Raw genomic sequence first — 22,861 nt, forward strand, 5'->3', positions numbered from 1 at the left:
CTAGCCGCGCCCGCGATGCCGATGCGTGAAAACCCGACTCAGGCGATGCCGAGCCCGCCGATGGCGGCGATGGTCTCCGGATCGAAACCACCGAGTTCGGCGAAGTGCTTGCCGCGCGCCACGTCATCCCTGTACGCGCCGAAGCTGGGCGCGCCCGGCGACAGCAGCAGCACGCCTTCACCTGCCAGCGCATCCTTCGCCAGCGCGACCGCTTCCGGCAGGTCCTGCGCGGCCAGCAGCGTGAAGCCGGCTTCGGCGGCGAGCGGTGCCAGCAATTCGTGGATGCGTGGACCATTCGCGCCCATCGTCACGACGGCGTGCGGCGCATGCGTCTTCATCGCCTCGGCAAAGCTCTGCCACTCCAGCCCGCGATCATGGCCGCCGACCAGCAGCGCGATGCGCTTGCCGGCGAACACGTCCAGCGCGGCCAGCGAGGCATGCGGCGTAGTGCTGATGGAGTCGTTGACCCATTCGATGCCGGCGTGGCGGCCGAGCATCTGCAGCCGGTTCGGCAGCGGCCGGAAGCTGTGCGCGTGCTGCGCCAGTTCGACCGCATCGAAACCGAGCATCTCCAGCGCCAGCAGCACGCCGCACAGATTTCCGCGGTTGTGCGCGCCGGGCAGCGGCAGGTCGCGGGTATCGAGCACCTTCATTTCGCCGCGATGGATGACCTCGCCGCGCAGGTGCCAGCCGCCGCCGTGGTTGAACCAGCGCACCTTGGAATCCGGCAGCGAGAGCTGCGCCAGCGTGCGGTCGCCGGCATTGAGCACGGCCATGCGCGGGCGCGCCTGCGTCAGCAGCGCGAGCTTGTCATCGACATAGCGCTGCTGGCTGCCATGCCAGTCCAGGTGCTCGGGAAAGATGTTGGTGACGATGGCGAGCGTCGGGCGCACGCCGCTGTCGGCCACATCGCGGGTCTGGTAGCTCGACAACTCGATCGCCCACTCGCTGGCGTTGGCGTCGATCAGTTCCAGCATCGGCATGCCAATGTTGCCGGCCAGCGCGGTGCGCCGCCCCGCCGCGCGCAGCAGGTGCGCGAGCAGCGCGGTCGTCGTGCTCTTGCCCTTGGTGCCGGTGACGCAGAGCGTGCGCTCGTGCTCGCCGCGCTCGCCGAACCACAGGCCGGTGCCGCCGACGAAACGCGTGCCCTGCGCGGCGGCCTCCTGCGCGGCTTCGCCGTAGGGGCTGATGCCGGGCGACTTCACCACCACGTTGAAACCGGCCAGCCGATGCCCGCTGACGGAGGTATCGAAGGACAGCAGTGGATCGGCGAGCCGGCGCGCGTCATCGGCTTCCGCCGGGCTGCAGAACAGGGTCAGCGCCTGTTCGGGCAGGCGCTCGCGCAGGGCGTGATAGGCGGCGCGGCCTTCGCGCCCCCAGCCCCACAGGGCGACGTGGCGGCCCTCAAGCTCCGAAATGCGCACGCAGTTTTTCCCACAGGTCGGCGGGGATGCGGTGTTCGTCATCGAGCACCATCAGCGCGTCGATCGACAGCGCGGCGTCATCGAGCTGCGGCGCGACTTCGCGGGCGAAGCGACGCACGATGACGTCCTCGCGCCATTCCGGCCGCGTGGCCAGCGCGGCCATCGCCGCACGCGACTCGCGGCCTTCGCCCACGCATTCGAACGGCTTGTGGTCGTGGAATTCCAGCAGCGCGTCGAAGCCGGCGACCTGGCTCTGCTCGTCCAGCAGGTTGCGGCCGAAGATGCCGACCAGGCGCGGCTTCGGCATGAACGGCGCCAGCGCCAGGAACACGAAATGGCACTTCGGGCAGACACCGCACCAGCGGTTGACCGGGCGCTCTCCACGGATGTGGAAGTTGCGGTTGCAGCTGGAGAAATACGCGTCGTAATGCGTGTTGCGGGCGAACTGGCGGGCCACGGCCAGCTCGCTCATCGGGCGCAGCAGCGAGTAGTAATGCAGGTCGGCGGCGATGCGGCGCTCGACGTAGCCGCCGAAATCGCGCTCGAACGCCCAGCCCTTCGACCACTGGTGGTTCACTTCGCCGGTGCCTTCGATCAGGCTGCCGTAGCTGGCCGAGCGTTCGTTGGAGAAGACCACCTGGTCGGCATCCACCAGCAGCGCGGCGAGCACCATGATCGCGGAGTTGATCGCGGTGACCGGGATGTGGCCGTTCCACGCGCCCAGCCGGTTGTATTCGAAGAGTTCCGGCGCGAGTTGGCGCTGGATGTTGAGCGTCGAAAGGCCGGTGCGTTCGGCACAGTCGCGGATCAGCTGTGAGCCGCCGATCCAGGTCACCGTCTGGTTCACGCCGGCACCGCGCAGCGCCTCGATCGACACCAGCGAATCCTTGCCGCCGCCGATGGCGGTCAGGGCGTGATGGCGCAGGCCGAGTACCGGCGCGTCGGTGACCGGCGCATCGCCATGCGGGAAGCGGATGCGACCGGAAAGATCCAGCCCGTTGCGGTAGGCGAACTCGCCCAGGCCGTGGCGGTAGACCTCGTCCAGCAGCGCGGCGGTCGCGGCATCGAGCGTGGTGTAGTCGATGCGGATGCTGTCCGGCACTGCCGCCTTGTAATAGCTGACGCCGGCGATCAGGTGCAGCAGGGTGAGCGCCTGCTCCACCGCCGCCGCACGCGCGCCTTCGAGCGCGAACGGCGCGCCGGGGATCGTGACGGTCTCGACCAGTTCCGGGCCGTCATCGAACGCATACACCAGCCGCGCGACGCCGCTGGCCGCATCGAATTCGCGACGGACGAAACGGAACGCCTGCACGGCATCGCGATCGAACTTCAACTCAGTCATCCAACACATCCTCTTGGGGCAGCGCGCGCAGGTTGTAGCGGCTGGCCATGCTGTAACCATAGGCGCCGGCGTCGGCGACGAGCATCACATCACCCTCGCCGGTCGCGGCCGGCAGCGCGCGGCCGTGGCCGAAGACATCGCTGCTTTCGCAGATGGGCCCGACGACATCGAAATCCAGCGTCGCGTCATCGTCCAGGCGCGACAGGTTGCGGATGTCGTGGAAGGCGTCGTAGAGCGCCGGGCGGATCAGGGTGTTCATGCCGGCATCCAGGCCGACGCGACGCACGCCATCCTTCTCCACCACCTGGGTGACCGAGGCCAGCAACGCGCCGCATTGGGCGACGATGAAACGGCCCGGCTCGATGGCGATGGCGTAGCGCGGGAAGTCCGCCTTCACCGCCGTGAGCGCCTGTGTCCAGCCGGCGATGTCGAACTCGGCGTCGTCCGGCAGGTAGGGAATCGGCAGGCCGCCGCCGATGTCGAGCGTCTCCACCGTGCCGATGCCATCGGCGATGGTCGCCAGTTCCGCATGCACGCCGGCCCAGTGCGCGGGCGATTCGATGCCGCTGCCGAGGTGCGCATGCAGGCCGGTGATGCGCACGCCGAGCGCGCGGGCTTCGGCCAGGAATTCGTCGAGGCGCGACAGCGGCAGGCCGAACTTCGATTCGCTGCCGCCGGTGACCACTTTCGCGTGATGGCCATCGCCGCGACCGAGGTCGATGCGCAGCCACAGATTGCGACCGCGGAAGGTCTCCGGCCAATTGCGCAGCGCCTCCACGTTGTCCAGCGTGACCTGCACGCCGCGCGCGAACGCGTAGCGGTATTCCGCATGCGGCGCGAAGCTCGGCGTGAACAGCAGGCGCGACGGGTCGATGCCGGGCACCGCGTCGAACACGCGCCCCACTTCGCCACTCGACACGCATTCCAGCCCGAAGCCGAGCGCGTGGAGTTCCTGCAGCAGACGCGGATGCGAGTTGGCCTTGATCGCGAAATAGCGGCGGTCGACGGCTTCGATGGCGTTCAACTTTTCCGCCTGCGCGCGCAGCGTCGGCAGGTGGTAGACGTAGCGCGGCGTACCGGCCGAAGCGCATTCGACCAATGCATCGCGGCGCTGCTGCCACCACTTCGGCGCGCGCCGCTGTTCGCCGTCGTTGATCTGCTGCCAGCTGGGACCGAACACGCCGGCTTCGCGCACCGGCATCGCGCCGCTGCGGATCAGTTCGGCGTGGATATGCGGGATCAGCCCGTCGGCATCGGCCTCGTCGATCACGAAGGTCAGGTTGAGGTCGTTGGAAGACTGCGAGATCAGGTGCACGCGCTCCTGCCCGAACGTCGCCCACACGCCCGACAGCTTGTGCAGCAGCGAGCGCATACCGCGCCCGACCAGGGTGATCGCCGCGCACGGCGCGATGACCTTGACCCGGCAGACCTGCGCCAGATCCTCCGACAGGCGCGAGAGCACGTCGGTCGTCATCAGGTTCTCGCTCGGGTCGAGCGAGACGGTGACGTTGGTTTCCGACGAGCCGATCAGGTCCACCGACAGGCCGTGGCGGCGAAAGCGCTCGAATACGTCGGCGAGGAAGCCGACCTGCTGCCACATCCCGATCGATTCCATCGACACCAGCACGATGCCGTTGCGCCGGCTGATCGCCTTGACGCCCGGCACGGTGGTCGCACTGGCCTCGATGCGGGTGCCGGGCAGTTCGACGCGTTCGGTATCGAGGATCGCCATCGGAACGCGCGCGTCGCGACAGGGCGCGATGGCGCGCGGGTGCAGCACCTTGGCGCCGGTGGTGGCGATTTCCTGCGCTTCGGCGTAGTCGAGCCGCGCCAGCAGGCGGGCATCGGGCACGTCGCGCGGATTGGCGCTGAACATGCCGGGCACGTCGGTCCAGATCTCGACGCGGCGTGCATCCAGCAACGCGCCGAAATACGCGGCCGAAGTGTCCGAGCCACCGCGCCCGAGGATCGCGGTGCCGCCATCGGCGTGACGCGCGATGAAACCCTGGGTGATCAGCAGCCGCGTGGGCTGAGCGGCGAAACGCGTGCGGCGTTCGGCATCGCCCGCGCATTCGCAGTTGACCGACAGCCGCCTCGCCCAGTCGCTCTGGTTGGGCATGTCGATGGCGTCCAGCCAGTCGCGTGCATCACACCAGCCAAAGTCATGGCCCTGCGCGGCGAGATAGGCGGCGCCGAGCGTCGAAGACAGCAACTCGCCCTGCGCGAGCACCTCGGCCTGCCAGTCGTAGGGACGGTCGGCGGCGCGCGCATCGCCCGGCAACGCACGCAACGCGGCGAGGCGTTCGCCGAGGACGGCTTCGGCATCCAACCCGAGTTCTTCGGCGAATGCGCGGTGACGCGCTTCGAGCGCCTCCACGCGGGCGACCGCATCGCCCTCCCCCTGTGCAATGGCCTGCAGCTCGTTGGTCACGCCCGACAGCGCGGATACCACCACCAGCACGCGTGCATCGCGGGCGCGTTCGGCGGCGATCCGGCCGATGTTGTCCCAGCGCGTGCGGCGGGAAACGCTGGTGCCACCGAATTTCAGCACCACCCAGGGCGCCGCATTGGAGATGGACGACATTAAAATGCCCGAATGCCAGTACCGCTGGCGACCACCGCATTCTAATGACACAACTCCCCCGCCGCCTGCGCGCCTACGTGCAGGCTGACGTGTTCGCCGACCGGCCCGGCGCCGGCAACCCGCTGGCCGTGGTGCTGGATGCCGAAGGCCTCTCCGACGACGACATGCAGGCCATCGCGCGCTGGACGCGACTGCCGGAAACCACCTTCGTGCTGCCGCCGGTCGATGCCGACACCAGCTATCGCCTGCGCATCTTCAGCCCGCGCCGCGAGGTGCCGTTCGCCGGCCACCCGAGCGTCGGCACCGCGCACGCCGTGCTGGAAGCCGGGCTGGCCACGCCGCGCGACGGCCTGCTGGTGCAGGACGGCATCGCCGGCAAACTGCCGCTGCGCGTGCAGGGCGAAGGCGAAACCCGCACCATCGCCGTGCGCACGCCGCGCGCGTCGCTGATCGAAGCCGCCTCGCCCGATGACCCGCGCCTGGTCGCTGCGCTGGCCGGCCTGCCGCTCGGCGCATTGCCGCCGGCCTTGATGGAAGGCGGTCGCCGCTGGTGGCTGGTGGAAGTGGCGGACGAAGCCGCCCTGCGTGCCGCGACGCCCAACTGGGCCGCCATCGGCGAGCTGGCCGAGGCCACCGGGAGCATGGGTATCTGCGTGTTCGCGCGCAGCACCGACCCGGTCTATTACCTGGCCGTGCGCGCCTGGGTGGGCGCACCCGCGCAGTTCGAGGATGCGGCTTCGGGGGCGGCCAACGCGACCCTGGCCGCGTGGCTGGCGATGCGCGACGCGCTGCCCGGCGACAGCGGCTTCTACCGCATCAGCCAGGGCCGCGAAGTCGGCCACGACGCGATCATCGAACTCACCGTCGACGCCGACGGCCATGTCTGGTCCGGCGGCCGCGTGACCAGCGTGGTGCGCGGCGATCTGGACTGGCGCTGAGCGCTGACGAAGCCACATCCCCAAAAAGAAAGGGCGCCCGAGGGCGCCCTTTGCATGCGTGGCGATGAAGCCGGTTACTGCGGCGTCACGTCCACGCGGACGCGGACGCGCTGGCCCGGGTCGTAGTTCATCCGCGAGGTGTAGCGGCGGCCGTTGTATTCGTAGGTGACGTCGAAAGCGTCGGCGGCATTGCCGTAGCGGGCGTTGTTGTAGCCACCGTTGACCGGCACCGGGTCGCAGACGGTGACCTGGCCCTGCTGGCGTTGGCGCTGGCCCTGGTCGTAGATGCTGCCGCCGACCTGGCTGCCGACCATCGAGCCGATGGCGGAGGTCGCATAGCGCGCGGAGCCGCCACCGACCTGGCTGCCGAGCACCGCGCCGACCACGCCGCCGACCACACTGGCCACGTTGCGGCCGGTCTGCGAGCCGCCGCCGTAGCCGTTCGGGTAGCCGTTGTTCGGATAGCCATTGTTGTAGCCACCGTTGTTGTAGCCGTTCGGGTACGTGCGGTTGCCGTAGCGGTCCACGTAGCCGTCGTTGCGGCTGTAGCAGCGCTGGCCCTGCTCGCCGTAGCCGTTCGCGGCATAGCCGCCGCCGGGCACGCGCACCACGTTGATCACGCGGGCGTAGTCGTACTGGGCGTTGCCGTTGTCGTAGCCGGGAGAGGTCTGCGGGTAACCGGTTTGCGGATAACCGGACTGCGGGTCGGCCAGCTGCAGGCTCTGCGCCGAGGCGGTGCAGGCGAACATGCCGGCCAGGCCGAGCGCGATCAGGGAGGTGGAAAGACGCTTCATGGTGGTGCCCCCTCGCCGGGAATCGGCGGACGGCGACACCATGCGCACATATCGGTAAAGACGTGCTGAATTCGCACCCGGCGCTCGCCGCGTGTTGCCGGCCATTCACCCGCAAAGGCAGCGCCCGGGCACCCATCCGCGTCGCAGCGTATGCTCCAAGGACCGCCATGACCGCCCGCCGAGCGCCGTCGCTCGTGGGTTTCGCGCTTGAGTCGCGGACGACCATGACGTCCCAGTCACCTCTTGCATGAAGGAGACGGACGCATGTCCTACGGTACAGAAGCCATCCGCAACATCGCCCTCGCGGGCCACCCCGGCGCCGGCAAGACCACCCTGTTCGAAGCCCTGCTGCATGCCGGCGGCGCCCTCTCCACGGCAGGCAGCATCGAGCGCGGCAATACCGTGTCCGACTTCGATGCCATCGAGAAAGAGCGCGGCCACTCCATCGACTGCGCGATCGCCAGCACCGACCACGCCGGCATCCACGTCAACCTGATCGACACCCCCGGCTACCCGGATTTCCGCGGCCCGGCGCTGTCTGCGCTGGCGGCGGTGGAAACGCTGGCGGTGGTGGTCGATGCCGATTCCGGCGTCGAATACGGCACCCGGCGGATGATGGATTACGCCAAGGCGCGCGGCCTGTGCCGCGTCATCGTCGTCAACAAGATCGACCACGGCGGCGACCTGGCCGGCTTGATGGAATCGCTGCGCGAGAACTTCGGCCCGGAAGTGCTGCCGCTCAACCTGCCGGCCGATGGCGGCGCGAACGTCATCGACTGCTTCGGCAACCGCGATGGCACGAGTGACCTGGGCCCGGTCGCGGACTGGCACCAGCGCATCATCGACCAGGTGGTGGAGGTCAATGAAAAGGTCATGGACCGCTACCTCGACCTGGGCGAAGGCGGCCTGTCCGGGCAGGAGCTGCACGACGCCTTCGAGCAATGCCTGCGCGAGGGCCATCTGGTGCCGGTCTGTTTCGTGTCGGCGCGCTCCGGGGCCGGCGTGCGCGAGCTGCTCGACATCGCCGAAACGCTGCTGCCGCACCCGGGCGAAGGCAATCCGCCGGAGTTCCGCAAGGGCACGGGCGAAGCCGCCTGTCCCCTCTTCCCCACGCCCGACGCCGCCGCGCACGTGATCGCCGACGTGTTCAAGATCGTGCACGACCCCTTTGTCGGCAAGCTGGCGGTGTTCCGGGTCTACCAGGGCACGTTGAAGCCGGATTCCCAACTGTTCGTGGATGACGGGCGCAAGCCGTTCAAGGTCGCGCACCTCTACAAGATGAAGGGCAAGGAGCATGTCGAGGTGACGCAGGCGGTGCCCGGCGACATCGCCGCGGTCGCCAAGATCGACGAGCTGCATTTCGATGCGGTGCTGCACGACTCGCACGACGAGGACCACATCCACCTGAAACCGCTGGATTTCCCGCGCCCGATGTTCGGCCTGGCGGTCGAGCCGGCCAGCAAGGGGCAGGAGCAGAAGCTCGCCATCGCGCTGCACAAGCTGTCGGAGGAGGACCCGGCGTTCGTGGTCGAGCACAACGACGAGACCCACGAGACGGTGATCCGCGGCCTGTCCGACCTGCACCTGCGCGTGCAGCTGCAGCGGCTGAAGGACCGCTTCGGGGTGGAAGTGGTGAGTCACCCGCCACGCATCGCCTATCGCGAAACGGTGCGGCAGAAGGCCGAAGGGCATCATCGCCACAAGAAGCAGACCGGCGGCGCCGGGCAGTTCGGCGAGGTGTTCCTGCGGGTGGAACCGTTGCCGCGCGGCGGCGGTTTCGAGTTCGTGGACGAGGTGAAGGGCGGCGTGATTCCCGGCCAGTTCCTGCCGGCGGTGGAGAAAGGCGTGCGCCAGGTGCTGTCCAGCGGCGCGGTCGCCGGCTACCCGATGCAGGACGTGCGCGTGGTGGTCTATGACGGCAAGCACCACCCGGTCGACAGCAAGGAGATCGCTTTCGTCGCGGCGGGGCGCAAGGCCTTCCTCGATGCCATCGCCAAGGCCGAGGCGCAGGTGCTGGAGCCGATCGTGGAGCTGGAAGTCAGCGCACCGGAAACGCACATGGGCGACATCAGCGGCGGACTGGCCGGCAAGCGCGCGCGCATCCACGGCACCGACAGCACGCGCGGCGGCGAAATCCTGGTCAAGGCGCAGGTGCCGCTGTCCGAGCTGGAGGGCTATGCCACCGAGCTGAAATCCGCCACTGCCGGACGCGGCCGTTACGCGCTGGATTTCAGCCATTACGAGCCGGTGCCGGCGCCCGTGCAGCAGCGCTTGGTCCAGGCCTGGCGCCCCCACCCCGAGGACGACTGACCGCCCCGCCGCCCGGGTGCGCGAAAAACCCCTGAAAAACCCGCTAAAAACCCTTGGCGCGGCGCTTTGATTGCAATACATTGGGCTGCCGGCGATGACCGCGCATCATTCCAATCCACTGAGGAACGTGAAACCCATGGCCATGAAGAAAGCCGCCAAGAAGCCTGCAGCCAAGGCGCCTGCCAAAGCCGCTCCGAAAGCTGCCCCCAAAGCGATGAAGCCGATCAAGGACGCGTTGAGCAAGTCCGCGCTGGTCGCCCACCTCGCCGAGTTCACCGGCGTCGCCGCCAAAGACGTGCGCAACGTCATCGCCGCACTGGAAAGCACCGTGCACGCTTCGGTGAGCAAGAAGGGCGCTGGCTCCTTCACCATGCCGGGCCTGTTCAAGATCTCCGCCACCGAAGTGCCGGCGCGTCCGGCGCGCAAGGGCATCAACCCGTTCACCAAGGAAGAGGTCACGTTCAAGGCCCGTCCGAAGTCGGTGAAGGTCAAGGTCCGTCCGCTGAAGAAGCTGAAGGACGCCGCTGCCTGATCCCGATCGCCTGCGTCCGTCGCAGGCATCACAGGTACGCAACCGGGGCCCGCAAGGGCTCCGGTTTTTTTATGCCTGCTTTTTGCGTGCATTGATGCCGCCGCTTCACGCCCGGCGCACAGTCGCGCGGCAGCATCGCTCCATTGCAGGAGGAGTTGGATGATGCCGCGTCGTCGCACACGCGCTCTGGCGAAAACATGGCAGCGGCTGCTGCTCGTGATGCTGCTCGCGTTCGTCGCGTGGTACGGCTGGCGGCAGCCCTGGGCCATCGCGATGCGCGAAGTCTGGCAGCTGTCGCGGATGCCCGCGCCCGATGCCTTGCCGGTGCCGGTGCATGGCGTCAGGGCGCGTCACATCGCCGACACCTGGGGTGGCGCACGCAGTGGCGGACGCAAGCATCAGGGCGTCGACATCTTCGCGCCGCGCGGCACGCCGGTGGCCAGCACCACGCATGGCGTCATCGCGCGCACCGGCGACTACGGGCTCGGTGGCCGGCAGGTGTGGATCATCGGCCCCGGCGGTGAGCGTCACTACTACGCGCACCTGGACAGCATCGCGCCGGGCATCGCGCGCTTCGGTCGCGTGACACCGGGCACGTTGATCGGATTCGTCGGCGACAGCGGCAATGCGCGCGGCACGCCGACGCATCTTCATTACGGCCTCTATGCCGCTTCGGGTGCGCACAACCCGTGGCCCCTGCTGCAGGCCGGCGCCCGGCGCGACACGCCGACCGCGACCCGCTGAAGCCGCCTCCATACGCACGCTCGACATGCGCGCGATAGCATCTCCCCACTGACCGGAGGTGCCATGGACAAGCGGTTCTGGATTTGCGGCGCGGTGATGAGTGTCGCCGCGATGGTGCTGGATTTCTTCATCCACGGACTGCTGTTGCAGGCCGACTACGCCGCGCTGGTGCCTTCGGGTTTCGTGCGCGGGCCTGACGCCGGCGCACGATTCCTGCCGTGGATGCTGCTGGCGCATGTCGGCATCGGCTTCGGCCTGACCGCGCTCTATCGCGCCTTCCACCCCTCACCTACCAGCGACGTGCGGCAGGGCCTGCGTTTCGGCGCGCTGATGGCGCTGGCCGCGACCATCCCCGGCTACCTCATCTATTACGCGGTTCAGCCATGGCCGGCGATGCTGGTTCTGAAGCAGGTGCTGTTCTCGACCACGGCGATGTTGCTGCTGGGCCTGCTGCTTGCATGGCTGCAGCCACGCCGGCGCGTGTTGTGAACCCGATGCGAGGTGTGATGCGATGAAGATGCGATGGCTGCTCCCCGGCATGCTTGCATGCGCCATGCTCGGTGCCTGTGGTGGCGACCGCGCCAGTGGCGGCAAATCTGCCGGCGGCGATGCCAGCACCGATGGACTGCCCGCACCGGAAGCACGCGGCGGCTCGGTGACCGGCATGCCCGACGCCCTGCCGGGCGGCACGCCCCATCCCGCCACCGAAGCGCCGGTCGCGCCCGATACGCCGGTCGCATCTCCAGACACCGACACCGCCACCGAAAACGACGAGGCCCCGCCGCCCGCCGCCACTGACGACGGCCCCGGCGCGGATGCCGCCGTGCAGGTGATCCGCGATTACTACGGCGCGATCAACCGCCGCGAATACGGCAGCGCCTACGGACTCTGGAGCGGCCAGGGCCAGGCCAGCGGCAAGAGCGCCACGCAGTTCGCGCAGGGCTTTGCCGAAACCGGCGGCGTGTCGGTGCAGATCGGCCAGCCCGGCCCGGTCGATGCCGGTGCCGGCCAGCGCTACATCGAGGTGCCGGTGACGCTGGTCGCGCGCCAGTCCGACGGCAGCGAGAAGCGCTTCCGCGGCACCTATGTCCTGCACCGCACCGTGGTCGATGGCGCGACGGCCGAGCAGCGCGCCTGGCGGATCCAGTCCGCGAATCTCACGGAGGCCCCATGACGATGCGCACGTGGATGACGGTTCCGATGCTGGCGTTGGCACTCACCGCCTGCCAGCGCGAAGCCCCTTCGACGGCGGCAGCTTCGGGCGATGCCGCGCCGACGACGCCGGCCGATGCATCTTCATCACCCACGCCCGCGCCGGCCACCGAAGCCACATCCCCCACCCATGCCGCAGGCGACTGGACGCTGCCCGGCGAGTTCGCGCCCGACACCACCGTCGCGCAGCTGAAGACGCGCTTCGGCGAGGCCAACGTCCGCATCGTCGATGACCTGCCGATGGCCGAAGGCGAGATGACCCGCGGCGTGGTCCTGTTCCCCGATGACCCTTCGCGGCGTGCCGTGCTGTTTTTCCAGGACACGCAGAAATTGGCCGGGCTGCAGAACGTCACCATCGAAGACGCCGGCTCGCGCTGGCACTACGCCAATGGCGTGCGCATCGGCATGACGCTGGCGGAACTGGTCGCGTTGAACGGCGCGCCGGTCACGTTCTACGGCATGGAATGGGACTACGGCGGCCACGTGACCGGCTTCAACGGCGGCAAGCTGGGTGATGCGGTAGGCCGCCCCGGACGCGCCGGCATGCGCCTCGGCATCAAGGCCGATGCAAAGAGTGGCGATTACCCTTCGGGTGACAGCGAGTTCAGGAGCGACGACCCGAAGTGGCCGAAGGCCGGCCAGTCGCTCATGGTGAGCGAACTGATGCTCTCGCTGCCCGGCGCGGACGATCTCTGACGAAGGCTCAGGCCTTGGTCTTCTTCGCCTTCTTGCCGGCCTTCTTCTTCTCCGGCTTGGGCTTTTTCTCGGGCTTGGGCTGCAGCATCGTGCCGGTGCAGTCGGGCGCGCCGCAGCGGCAGCCCCAGAGCGCCTTCAGCGCCGGGGTGTAGGCCTCTTCCAGCACGATGCAGTAGTTGTACGAGAGCTCCTCGCCCGCGGCGATGTCGCGGGTGGCTTCGACATACACCTTGTCCTTGTGCGGGCGGCCCTTGTCGTCTTCCTCCAGCACCGCCTCGCAGTTGGGGGCGCAGCTGTGGTTGATCCAGCGGGCGATGTTGCCGTCCTCGTTGCCGTCGATGACATAGGTGTCATTGAGCGTGAAGAGGAAGGTGTGGCCGTTCTCCTCGATGGCGCCGTAGGCCTCGTCCACTTCCGCGTGGCTGCGCAGCTTGCCCTTGTAGCGGACGATGCGCTCGCCCTTGGCGATCGGCTCGACGGCGAACACGCCGTTGCCGTGGATGCTGGACTGGCGGCGCGCGATCTTGTGCTTGCTGGTCTTGGCCATGCTTCATCTTCCTTGCGGGGCGGCCATTGTGGCCCATCCACCGGTCTTTCTGGCGTGGATTGAGCTGGCCGCCTCCAATCAGTACAATTACGGTACTGATTAAGGCCGACCCGCCAACGCCACGTCGCCATGCTCCGCGTCACCAAACTCACCGACTACGCCACGCTCGTCATGACCGTGCTTGCCGCCGCCCCCGAGGCGGTGTTGAGCGCGGCCGAACTGGCCGAACGCGCCGGCATCGAACTGCCCACCGCCGCCAAGGTGTTGAAGCCGCTGGCGCAGGCGGGGCTGGTCGAAGGCTTCCGCGGCGCCAATGGCGGCTACCGGCTGGCCCGCGACCCGCACGAGGTCTCGCTGGCCGACATCGTCGAGGCGATGGAAGGCCCGCTGGCCATGACCGAATGCAGCATCCACGAAGGCCAGTGCGGCATCGAGGACTCCTGCGGCGTGCGCGGCAACTGGCAGCGCGTCAACACGGTCATCGCCCAGGCCCTGCGCGAAGTCAGCCTGCACGCGATGACCCATGGCGACGACATCGCCCCCACCCGCAAGCGCATCCCGGTGCGCATCGCCGCCGTTTGAGCACGCATCCATGAACCCCCAGACCCCCGTGGCGCCCGCGCCGGTCGAGAACGCCGAGATCCACGCCCAGCTCGGGCGCAAGTATTCGGCCGGCTTCATCACCGACATCGAAAGCGAAAGCCTGCCGCCCGGCCTCGACGAGGACACCATCCGCGCACTCTCCGCCAAGAAGAACGAGCCGGAGTGGATGACCGAATGGCGCCTCGCCGCCTATCGCCACTGGCTGACCATGCCGATGCCGGAATGGGCCAAGCTCCACATCGCGCCGATCGATTTCCAGGCGCTGTCGTACTACTCGGCGCCGAAGGGCCCGAAGTACAAGTCGCTGGACGAAGTGCCGAAGGAATTGCTCGACACCTACGACAAGCTCGGCGTGCCGCTGCACGAACGCGCCAAGCTGGCCGGCGTGGCGGTCGATGCGGTGTTCGACTCGGTGTCGGTCGGCACCACTTTCCGCAAGGAACTGGCCGAGAAGGGCATCGTGTTCTGCTCCATGTCCGAGGCGATCAAGGAGCAGCCGGAGCTGGTCAAGAAGTACCTCGGCAGCGTGGTGCCGGTCGGTGACAACTTCTTCGCCGCGCTCAACTCGGCGGTGTTCTCCGATGGCAGCTTCGTCTTCATCCCGGCCGGCGTGCGTTGCCCGATGGAGCTGTCCACCTATTTCCGCATCAACGCCGGCCATACCGGCCAGTTCGAGCGCACGCTGATCATCTGCGAGGAACGCGCGCAGGTCAGCTATCTGGAAGGCTGCACCGCGCCGATGCGCGACGAGAACCAGCTGCACGCAGCGGTGGTGGAACTGGTCGCGCTGGAAGACGCCGACATCAAGTATTCGACCGTGCAGAACTGGTATCCCGGCGACGAGAACGGCGTCGGCGGCATCTACAACTTCGTGACCAAGCGCGCCGAATGCCGGGGCGCGCGCAGCAAGGTGGTGTGGACGCAGGTGGAAACCGGTTCGGCCATCACCTGGAAATACCCGAGCTGCGTGCTGTTGGGCGATGACAGCGTGGGCGAGTTCCACTCCGTCGCGCTGACCCATCACCGCCAGCAGGCCGACACCGGCACCAAGATGATCCACATCGGCAAGCGCACCAAGTCGAAGATCGTGTCGAAGGGCATCAGCGCCGGGCGCGGGCAGAACACCTATCGCGGGCTGGTCAAGGTGGAACGCGGCGCGGAAGGCGCGCGCAACCACACGCAATGCGACTCGCTGCTGATCGGCAAGAAGTGCGGCGCGCACACCTTCCCCTATATCGAAGTGAAGCGCCCCGACGCCACCGTCGAGCACGAAGCCACCACCAGCAAGATCAGCGACGACCAGCTGTTCTATTGCCGCAGCCGTGGCATCGGCGAGGAAGACGCGGTGTCGATGATCGTCGACGGTTTCTGCAAGCAGGTGTTCCGCGAACTGCCGATGGAATTCGCGGTGGAAGCCAAGAAGCTGCTTGAAGTCTCGCTGGAAGGCGCCATCGGCTGACCGCCGGCCGCCGCATACCGAATCATGGAAAACATCATGCTCAACATCGACAACCTGCACGCCCGCGTCGCCACGCGCGAAATCCTCAAGGGCCTGGCGCTGGACGTGAAGCCCGGCGAGGTCCACGCCATCATGGGGCCGAACGGCGCCGGCAAATCCACGCTCGGCAACGTGCTGGCCGGCCGCGACGGCTATGAGATCACCGAAGGCAGCGTGCGCTTCGAAGGCCAGGACCTGCTGGCGCTGGAGCCGGAAGAACGCGCCGCGCTCGGCGTCTTCCTCGCCTTCCAGTACCCGGTGGAAATCCCCGGCGTCAACAACACCTATTTCCTGCGCAGCGCGCTCAATGCCCAGCGCAAGGCGCGCGGCGAGGCGGAACTCGATTCTGTGCAGTTCCTCAAGCTGGTGCGCGAGAAGATCAAGGTGCTGCACCTGCCGGACACGCTGTTGAACCGCGGCGTCAACGAAGGCTTCAGCGGCGGCGAGAAGAAGCGCAACGAGATCTTCCAGCTCGCGGTGCTGGAACCGAAGCTCGCCATCCTCGACGAAACCGATTCCGGCCTCGACATCGACGCGCTCAAGGCCGTCGCCGATGGCGTCAACGCGCTGCGCTCGCCGGACCGCGCCTTCATCGTCATCACCCACTACCAGCGCCTGCTCGACTACATCAAGCCGGACGTGGTGCACGTACTGGCCGATGGCCGCATCGTCGAAACCGGCGGCCCGGAACTCGCGCTCAAGCTGGAAGAACACGGCTACGCGTGGATCAAGGACCGCATCACCCCGGAGGCGGTGGCCTGAGATGAGCGCCCTGCTCGATTCCCTGCTCGCCGGCCGCGACGACGCGCCCGCCCGCGCCATCCTCGATGCCGGGCTGCCCGGTCCGCGCGCCGAAGCGTGGAAGTACACGCCGCTGCGCGCATTCGAACGCCGCGTGTTCGTGCCCGCGCGCAAGCTGGATGCGGATGCGGCCTTGCTCGACGGCATTCCCGCGCCGCGCATCGTCTTCGTCAATGGTCATTTTGATGCGGCCTTGTCGGCGTTCGATGCGTTGCCCACCGGCATCGCCGTGCCCACCGAGCCCGCGCCACGCGACCCGGTGCGGATCGAAGCCGAGCCGACGCCGTGGCAGCCGGCCGGCGATGACGTCTTCGCCCACCTCAACACCGTGCTGGCGGAGAACGGCGTGCGCATCGACGTCGATGCCGTCATCGACACGCCGCTGCACCTGGTCACGCTCAACCTGCACGATGGCGAGGATCGCGCCACGCATCTGCGCCATGCCATCACGCTCGCCGCCGATGCGGCGCTGACGCTGGTCGAGCACCAGCTCGGCCACGACCACGCCAATCTCGACAACAGTCATGTCGAGGTCCGGCTGGGCGAACGCGCCAAGCTGCTGCACCTGCGCGTGCAGGACGATGCAACCCACGCCAGCCGCATGCTGCGCACCGAGGCCAGACTCGCCGACCATGCGCAGTACACGCGCATCGATCTGGAACTCGGCGCATCGCTTTCGCGGCATGAATTGAATGTGCGGCTGGACGGCGAAGGCGCATCGCTCCACGCCGGCGGCGCGCTGCTGGCCGATGGCCGTCGCCACCTCGACACCCGCCTCGGCATCGTCCATGCGGCGCGTGACACCCGCAGCGAACTGCCTTGGCGTGGCCTGGCCGACGGACGCAGCCGCGCGGTCTTCCACGGTGGCATCCGCATCGATGCGGGCGCCGATGGCAGCATCGCCAACCTGCAGAACCGCAACCTGCTGCTGTCGGAGAACGCGGAGATCGACACCCAGCCGGTGCTGGTCATCCACGCCGACGAAGTGCAGGCCGCGCACGGTGCAACGGTCGGCCAGCTCGATGCCACCGCGCTGTTCTACTTGCGTTCGCGCGGCATTCCCGAAGCCGAGGCTCGCCGCATCCTCACCGCCGCGTTCTGCCGCGACCTGCTGTCGATGGTCGAAGACGCCTCGTTGCGCGCGCTGCTGGAATCGCGCCTTGATGCGGCGCTGGCACGGATGCAGGCCGCATGAGCGACACGCCCGCCATCGACTGGCAGGCGGTCCGCGCCGACTTCCCGCTGCTCACGCGCGAAGTGCACGGCAAGCCGCTGGTCTATCTCGACTCCGCCAACACCAGCCAGAAACCGCGCCAGGTGATCGAAGCAGTGGACGGCTTCTATCGCCGCCACAACGCCAACGTCAGCCGCGCCGTGCACCAGCTCGGCGCCGAAGCCACCGAGCAATACGAAGGCGCGCGAAAAAAAATCGCAGCTTTCCTCAACGTCCGCGCCGACGAACTCGTGCTGACCAGCGGCACCACGTTCGCCATCAACCTGGTCGCGTATTCGTGGGCCCTGCCGCGCCTGAAAGCCGGCGACGTCATCCTGCTCTCGCGCATGGAGCACCACGCCAACATCGTGCCGTGGCAGCTCGTGGCGCAACGCAGCGGCGCCACGATCCGCGTCGCCGAGCTGCTGCCCGATGGCAGCCTCGACCTGGAGGCGCTGCACGCGGCGATGACGCCGGAGGTCAAGCTGCTCGGCATCGCGCACGTCAGCAACGTGCTGGGCACGGTCAACCCGGTCCGCGACATCTGCCGCGAAGCACGCCGTCGCGGCATCGTCACCGTGGTCGACGGCTCGCAGGCCGCACCGCATATGCAGGTGGATGTCGCTTCGATCGGTTGCGATTTCTATGCTGCCACCGGCCACAAGCTGTGCGGCCCGACCGGCACCGGCCTGCTGTGGGCGCGGCGCGAACATCTCGACGCGATGCCGCCCTTCATCGGCGGCGGCGAGATGATCAAGGAAGTGCGCTTCGAAGGCAGCGTCTTCAACGATCCGCCGCACAAGTTCGAAGCCGGCACGCCCAACATCGCCGGTTTCATCGGACTGGGCGCGGCGGTCGATTATCTCGACGGCATCGGCATGGACGCGATCCATGCGCGTGAATCCGAGCTGCTCGCCCACGCGACCGAAGCGATGTCCGCCATCGACGGCCTACGCATCATCGGCACCGCGCCGGGCAAGGCCGCGATCATCTCGTTCCTGATCGACGGCACCCACGCCCACGACCTCGCCACCCTGCTCGACCTCGAAGGCGTCGCCGTGCGTTCCGGCCAGCATTGCGCGCATCCGCTGCTGCAGTCCTTCGGCGTCAGCGCCACCTGCCGCGTGTCGCTCGCCTTCTACAACACCCATGACGATGTGGACGCGTTCATCCGCGCGCTGCACAAGGCGAGGTCGCTGCTCGCATGAACCTGACGTTCCGGCACGCCACCCACGCCGACATCCCGATGCTCATCGAACTGGTGACCTCCGCCTATCGCGGCGATGCCAGCCGCGCCGGCTGGACCACCGAAGCCGACCTGCTCGACGGCGCACGCATCGATGCGGAACGCCTCGCCGCCGACATCGACCGCCCGCAGAGCGTCATCCTGCTCGGTGAAGCCGATGGCGCAACGCTCGCCTGCGCGCACGTCGCCGTGGAAGACGGCGCCGGCTACTTCGGCATGTTCTCGGTGAGCCCGGGGCTGCAGGGCCAGGGCATCGGCAAGCGGATGCTGGATGAAGCCGAACGCATCGCCCGCGACGTATTCGCGCAGGACGCGATGCGGATGACCGTGATCGACGTGCGCGACGAACTCATCGGTTACTACGCACGACGCGGTTACCGGCGCACCGGCATCCACAAACCCTTCCCCTATGGCGACGAACGCTTCGGCACCCCGAAGCGCGACGATCTGCGCTTCGAAATCCTGGAGAAGGCGCTGTGAGCGACGAACTGCGCGGCTGGGAATTCGTCTGCACCGAGGCCGAGCTTTTGCCCGGCGAGAAGAAGACCGTCTGGGACGGCGACACGCCGATCCTCGTGGTCAACCTGGATGGCGTGTACTACGCGGTCGAGGACCAGTGCACGCACGAGGACTTCGAGCTTTCGGCCGGCGAGGTGGATGCCGCGACCGGCGAGATCGAATGCGTACTGCACGGCGCGAAGTTCGACCTGCGCAGCGGCGATGCCACCTGCGCCCCCGCCTACACGCCGGTCGCCAAGTTCCCGGTGAAGGTGGTCGATGGCGCCCTCTGGACCCGCGACGACCGCTGAGGCCAGGCGCTATTCATTTTCCTTGTGAATGATATTGATTCGCATTACTATGGCCTCGTGGCGCCGTCGAGCGTCTAATCCTGATCGAGGTTTCCGATGTCTTCCCCCTTCTTCATCAGCCGGCGCCCCCTGGTGGCCGCCATCCTCCTTGGCCTGTCCCTGCCCGTGTTGGCCGATGACGCCGCCCAGCTCGACCGCGTCGTGGTCAAGGGCAGCCGCTACCTGCCGGAATACCAGGCGCGCGACAGCCGCAGCGCCACCAAGACCGATACGCCGCTGGTGAACGTGCCGCAGGCGGCGACCGTGGTGACCGAGGAACTGATCCGCGACCAGGCCATGACCGGCCTGCCGGAAGTGCTGCGCTACGTGCCGGGCGCGGGCGTCGCCCAGGGTGAAGGCAACCGCGACACGGCGGTGATGCGCGGCAACAGCACCACGGCGGATTTCTTTGTCGACGGCATGCGCGACGACACGCAGTACATCCGCGACATCTACAACACCGAACGCGTCGAGGCGCTGAAGGGCCCGAACGCGATGATCTTCGGGCGCGGCGGCTCGGGCGGCATCATCAACCGCGTGTCCAAGCAGGCCGATGGCCGCGAGGGCGGCGCCCTCAGCCTCCAGTACGGCAACTGGAACCGCAAGCGCGGCACGCTGGACTGGCAGACGAAGATCAGCGAAAGCGCCGCGTTCCGCGTCAACGCGGTGGCCGAGGAGTCCGAGGGCTTCCGCGACGGCTTCGAAATTTCCCGCCGCGGCATCAACCCGACCATGCGCTTCGGCCTGGGCGAGCACACCCAGCTGGACCTGTCGTTCGAGCACTTCCGCGACGACCGCGTGGCCGACCGTGGCGTGCCTTCGCTCAACGGCCGCCCGATCGACGTCGATCCCTCGACCTTCTTCGGCAGCCCGGAACTGAGCCCGGTGTGGGCGCGCGTCAATGCCTTCGATGCAGCGCTGGTGCATGACTTCGGCAACGGCGCCGAGCTTCGCAACCACTTCCGCTGGGCCGACTACGACAAGTTCTACCAGAACGTCTTCGCCTCGGGCACCGTGATGGACCCCGTGGCCGGCCTGCAGGTGACGCTGTCGGCGTACAACAACCTGACCACGCGGCGGAACTGGCTCAACCAGACCGACCTGGAGTTCGATGCCGCAACCGGCAACATCCGCCACAGGCTGCTGGTCGGTGCCGAACTGGGCCGCCAGGACACCGACAACCTGCGCATGAACGGCGCTTTCCCGGCCGGCAACCGGGTGACGCTGGCCAATCCGCGCTTCACCGGCCAGGTGGTGTTCACGCCCAACCGGGAGAACAGCAGCCAGGCCGATACCTTCGCGGTCTACGCGCAGGACCAGATCGAGTTCTCGCCGGCGTGGATGGCTGTCGTGGGCGTGCGCTACGACCGCGTCAGCATCGAGATGGACGACATCACCAGCGGCCAGCATTTCAGCAGCCGCGACGGCATGTGGTCGCCGCGCGCGGGCCTGATCTACAAGCCGCGCAAGGACATGTCGTTCTACGGCAGCTACAGCATGGCGTTCCAGCCGCGTGCCGGCGAACAGCTGAGCTCGCTGTCGGCCAGCACGCAGTCGCTGGATCCGGAAAAGTTCATCAACAAGGAACTCGGCTGGAAGTGGGAAGTGAACGACCAGCTGTCGCTGAGCGTCGCCGCCTACCAGCTGGACCGCCGCAACGTCGCCACGACCGATCCGGCCGACCCGACCCGCATGGTGCTGGTCGATGGCCAGCGCGCGCGTGGCGTGGAGCTGGGCCTGGCCGGGCGCATCACCGAACGTTGGCAGGTGATGGGCGGCTATGCCTGGCAGCAGGGTGAACTGCTGAGCGCGGCATCGGCGACCGCGCCGGCCGGCAATGAACTGGCGCAGTTGCCGCGCCACAGCGCGTCGCTGTGGAACCGTTTCGATGTGACGCCGACGTTCGGCTTCGGCATCGGCGCGATCCATCGCGGCAGCTTCTATGCCTCCACCGACAACACGGTGACCGTGCCCGGCTTCACCCGTCTTGATGGCGCGCTGTTCTGGAAGGCCAGCGAGCAGCTGCAGCTGCAGCTCAATGTCGAGAACCTGCTGGACAAGGAATACTTCGCCACCGCGCACAGCAACCAGAGCATCTCGCCGGGTGCCCCGCGCGGCGCGACGCTGACGGCGCGGTTCACGTTCTGATGGCCGCGTCCACGCCCCCTGTCCGCGGTGCCCGCAGCGCCGCCAACGCCCGCTACCGCTTCATCCGCCAACTGCACCTGTGGCTGGGCGCGTGGGGCGCGATCGCCGCGTTGCTCTTCGGCCTCACCGGACTGCTGATGAACCATCGCTTCGGTGACAACCCGTGGCCGCAGGGCAAGAGCGAGGAAGTTGCCCAGGCCAGGTTTGCCGTGCCCGCCGCGTCCGCGGGCTCGGCCGAATCGTTGTCGATGTGGCTGCGCGATGTGCACGGGCTGGATGCGCACACGATCCGCAAGCCCAAGCCGGACGAGGGCCGCAAGCGCGAAGGCAAGCCGGCGGGCGCCGAAGCCCCGAAGTGGAACCTGTCCGGCGGCAACGCACGCAACAGCTGGAGTGCCGAGTTCACCGCCGGCAGCGATGCGATCACCGTCAAGCACAGCCGGCAGACCTCGCTGGCCGCGCTCAACCGCCTGCACAAGGGCGTCGGCGGCGGTCTGCTGTGGACGTTGCTGTCCGATTCCTACGCGATCGCGATGATCGTGCTCGGCATCAGCGGCATCTGGATGTGGATGCGCGGTCGCACACCGCGGCAGATGCTGTTCAGCGTGATGGGGCTGGGGCTCGCCGTGCTGGCCTCGGTGATGGCGCTGGCCCTCAGCTGATCTTCGCGGGGTTCTCCCCGCGAATCCTCACGATGATCGCAAGGCCAGTCGCGGCGACGCGCTGGCCGACGCGCCCTTCGCCGGCGGTCATCACCAGCGTATCGCCGGCAGCCAGCGCGTGATCGCCCGCATCCGGCAGGCGTGCGCTGCCACTGGCCATATGCAGCGCCCAGGTTTCGCCGGGCTCGGCGAACAGCACGCTGTCGCCCACCATCGGCCGCAGCCACAGCCCGGCGTCGATGCGGTCACGCGCCCACATCAGGTTGAAGTCGCGGGTCGGGCCGTCGATCAGCCTTGAGTCCAGTGCGCGGTCGCCGCTGAAGCGCAGGCGCGGGGTTTCCGGCGTGAGTGCGAAGGCCTCGCCATCTTCGAAATCGAAATGCATGCCGGCGCCCGAGAGCAGCACGATCTCGCGCTCGATGCCGGGAAAGCGCGAGAACGGGCCATCGGCCTCGACCTCGGCGATGGAGATGCGCCAGTCCCAGATGTCGCCTTTTCCCCCGCGGGCGACCTCCCGGGTCCAGCCGCCATCGTTGCGCCAGCGCTGCGGCGTGGCGTCCTGGTAACGGATGATGTCGATCGAAGTCATCGCGGCAGTTTACGCAGCCCCAAAAAAGAATCGCCCGGCCTGCGCATCCCTGCGGCCGGGCGAAGGTGACATCCGTGTGGCGGCTCCGTGCCTGTCGCAGAGGGCCTCCGGCCCCGGCGCCCGCCTCCAT

At 67.9% G+C, this 22,861-nt stretch carries 22 protein-coding genes; 16 read left to right on the plus strand and 6 right to left on the minus strand.

Annotated elements, in window-relative coordinates:
* Positions 1 to 38 precede the first annotated feature (38 nt).
* From murD to DCD74_RS07535, 3 genes are read right to left on the minus strand one after another with little or no spacing between them, the layout of a single operon-like run.
* Positions 39 to 1,424, minus strand: a complete 1,386-nt coding sequence (murD, locus tag DCD74_RS07525) for a UDP-N-acetylmuramoyl-L-alanine--D-glutamate ligase (protein WP_112926765.1) — start codon at positions 1,422 to 1,424, stop codon at positions 39 to 41.
* On the minus strand, positions 1,405 to 2,766 hold the full coding sequence (murL, locus tag DCD74_RS07530) for a UDP-N-acetyl-alpha-D-muramoyl-L-alanyl-L-glutamate epimerase (protein WP_112926766.1): 1,362 nt from the start codon (positions 2,764 to 2,766) through the stop codon (positions 1,405 to 1,407). The genes murD and murL overlap by 20 nt, the downstream gene beginning before the upstream one ends.
* Positions 2,759 to 5,350 (minus strand): bifunctional aspartate kinase/diaminopimelate decarboxylase, encoded by a 2,592-nt coding sequence (locus tag DCD74_RS07535; RefSeq protein WP_112926767.1) that lies wholly within the window; start codon positions 5,348 to 5,350, stop codon positions 2,759 to 2,761. The genes murL and DCD74_RS07535 overlap by 8 nt, the downstream gene beginning before the upstream one ends.
* Before the next feature lie 44 nt (positions 5,351 to 5,394).
* On the opposite strand from DCD74_RS07535, the gene DCD74_RS07540 reads away from it, so the two are divergent.
* Positions 5,395 to 6,288: a PhzF family phenazine biosynthesis protein gene (locus DCD74_RS07540; protein WP_112926768.1), complete on the plus strand. Its 894-nt coding sequence runs from the start codon at positions 5,395 to 5,397 to the stop codon at positions 6,286 to 6,288.
* Positions 6,289 to 6,362: 74 nt separating this feature from the next.
* Here DCD74_RS07540 and DCD74_RS07545 read toward each other — a convergent pair whose 3' ends face one another.
* Positions 6,363 to 7,082, minus strand: coding sequence for a glycine zipper 2TM domain-containing protein (locus DCD74_RS07545; protein ID WP_112926769.1), 720 nt, complete (start codon positions 7,080 to 7,082; stop codon positions 6,363 to 6,365).
* 264 nt (positions 7,083 to 7,346) lie between these two features.
* On the opposite strand from DCD74_RS07545, the gene fusA reads away from it, so the two are divergent.
* The 6 genes from fusA to DCD74_RS07575 all read left to right on the plus strand — a co-directional run bounded on the left by fusA (position 7,347) and on the right by DCD74_RS07575 (position 12,576).
* On the plus strand, positions 7,347 to 9,392 hold the full coding sequence (gene fusA / locus DCD74_RS07550; RefSeq protein ID WP_112926770.1) for an elongation factor G: 2,046 nt from the start codon (positions 7,347 to 7,349) through the stop codon (positions 9,390 to 9,392).
* Positions 9,393 to 9,534: 142 nt separating this feature from the next.
* Entirely contained in the window at positions 9,535 to 9,924 is a 390-nt protein-coding gene (locus DCD74_RS07555) for an HU family DNA-binding protein (protein WP_112927734.1), read from the plus strand.
* Positions 9,925 to 9,999: 75 nt separating this feature from the next.
* Positions 10,000 to 10,668, plus strand: a complete 669-nt coding sequence (locus DCD74_RS07560) for a M23 family metallopeptidase (protein ID WP_407072230.1) — start codon at positions 10,000 to 10,002, stop codon at positions 10,666 to 10,668.
* 63 nt (positions 10,669 to 10,731) lie between these two features.
* A complete protein-coding gene (locus tag DCD74_RS07565) occupies positions 10,732 to 11,157 on the plus strand; it encodes a hypothetical protein (RefSeq protein ID WP_112926772.1) in 426 nt (141 codons plus the stop codon).
* Positions 11,158 to 11,179: 22 nt separating this feature from the next.
* Complete coding sequence (locus tag DCD74_RS07570) at positions 11,180 to 11,842, plus strand: hypothetical protein (protein ID WP_112926773.1); 663 nt, start codon at positions 11,180 to 11,182, stop codon at positions 11,840 to 11,842.
* Entirely contained in the window at positions 11,839 to 12,576 is a 738-nt protein-coding gene (locus DCD74_RS07575; protein ID WP_112926774.1) for a hypothetical protein, read from the plus strand. The genes DCD74_RS07570 and DCD74_RS07575 overlap by 4 nt, the downstream gene beginning before the upstream one ends.
* 7 nt (positions 12,577 to 12,583) lie before the next feature.
* Here the strand turns inward: DCD74_RS07575 and DCD74_RS07580 are convergent, their stop codons facing one another.
* On the minus strand, positions 12,584 to 13,123 hold the full coding sequence (locus DCD74_RS07580) for an SET domain-containing protein (RefSeq protein ID WP_112926775.1): 540 nt from the start codon (positions 13,121 to 13,123) through the stop codon (positions 12,584 to 12,586).
* Positions 13,124 to 13,252: 129 nt separating this feature from the next.
* Between DCD74_RS07580 and DCD74_RS07585 the strand changes: the two genes are divergently transcribed.
* The 9 genes from DCD74_RS07585 to DCD74_RS07625 all read left to right on the plus strand — a co-directional run bounded on the left by DCD74_RS07585 (position 13,253) and on the right by DCD74_RS07625 (position 22,142).
* Positions 13,253 to 13,705: an SUF system Fe-S cluster assembly regulator gene (locus tag DCD74_RS07585; protein ID WP_112926776.1), complete on the plus strand. Its 453-nt coding sequence runs from the start codon at positions 13,253 to 13,255 to the stop codon at positions 13,703 to 13,705.
* A 10-nt stretch (positions 13,706 to 13,715) separates the two neighbouring features.
* Positions 13,716 to 15,185 carry a Fe-S cluster assembly protein SufB gene (gene sufB, locus DCD74_RS07590; protein WP_112926777.1) on the plus strand — a complete coding sequence of 490 codons (1,470 nt, stop codon included), beginning with the start codon at positions 13,716 to 13,718 and terminating at the stop codon, positions 15,183 to 15,185.
* Between the two features lie 36 nt (positions 15,186 to 15,221).
* Positions 15,222 to 15,986 (plus strand): Fe-S cluster assembly ATPase SufC, encoded by a 765-nt coding sequence (gene sufC / locus DCD74_RS07595; RefSeq protein ID WP_112927735.1) that lies wholly within the window; start codon positions 15,222 to 15,224, stop codon positions 15,984 to 15,986.
* A 1-nt stretch (position 15,987) separates the two neighbouring features.
* Positions 15,988 to 17,220 carry a Fe-S cluster assembly protein SufD gene (sufD, locus tag DCD74_RS07600; RefSeq protein WP_112926778.1) on the plus strand — a complete coding sequence of 411 codons (1,233 nt, stop codon included), beginning with the start codon at positions 15,988 to 15,990 and terminating at the stop codon, positions 17,218 to 17,220.
* A complete protein-coding gene (locus DCD74_RS07605; RefSeq protein ID WP_112926779.1) occupies positions 17,217 to 18,446 on the plus strand; it encodes a cysteine desulfurase in 1,230 nt (409 codons plus the stop codon). The genes sufD and DCD74_RS07605 overlap by 4 nt, the downstream gene beginning before the upstream one ends.
* Positions 18,443 to 18,964, plus strand: a complete 522-nt coding sequence (locus DCD74_RS07610; RefSeq protein ID WP_112926780.1) for a GNAT family N-acetyltransferase — start codon at positions 18,443 to 18,445, stop codon at positions 18,962 to 18,964. Before DCD74_RS07605 ends, DCD74_RS07610 begins: the two co-directional genes overlap by 4 nt.
* Positions 18,961 to 19,293 (plus strand): non-heme iron oxygenase ferredoxin subunit, encoded by a 333-nt coding sequence (locus tag DCD74_RS07615; protein ID WP_407072192.1) that lies wholly within the window; start codon positions 18,961 to 18,963, stop codon positions 19,291 to 19,293. Before DCD74_RS07610 ends, DCD74_RS07615 begins: the two co-directional genes overlap by 4 nt.
* A gap of 96 nt (positions 19,294 to 19,389) precedes the next feature.
* Entirely contained in the window at positions 19,390 to 21,480 is a 2,091-nt protein-coding gene (locus DCD74_RS07620; RefSeq protein WP_112926781.1) for a TonB-dependent receptor, read from the plus strand.
* Positions 21,480 to 22,142 (plus strand): PepSY-associated TM helix domain-containing protein, encoded by a 663-nt coding sequence (locus DCD74_RS07625; protein ID WP_112926782.1) that lies wholly within the window; start codon positions 21,480 to 21,482, stop codon positions 22,140 to 22,142. The genes DCD74_RS07620 and DCD74_RS07625 overlap by 1 nt, the downstream gene beginning before the upstream one ends.
* On the opposite strand, the gene DCD74_RS07630 is transcribed toward DCD74_RS07625, so the two are convergent.
* The gene (locus tag DCD74_RS07630; RefSeq protein WP_112926783.1) at positions 22,135 to 22,731 is read right to left on the minus strand and encodes a HutD/Ves family protein; all 597 of its coding nucleotides are present in this window, start codon (positions 22,729 to 22,731) and stop codon (positions 22,135 to 22,137) included. The two genes, DCD74_RS07625 and DCD74_RS07630, sit on opposite strands and share 8 nt — an antisense overlap.
* Positions 22,732 to 22,861: the final 130 nt, after the last annotated feature.

The organism is Lysobacter oculi, from assembly GCF_003293695.1.
GTDB classification, from domain to species: Bacteria; Pseudomonadota; Gammaproteobacteria; order Xanthomonadales; family Xanthomonadaceae; genus Solilutibacter; species Solilutibacter oculi.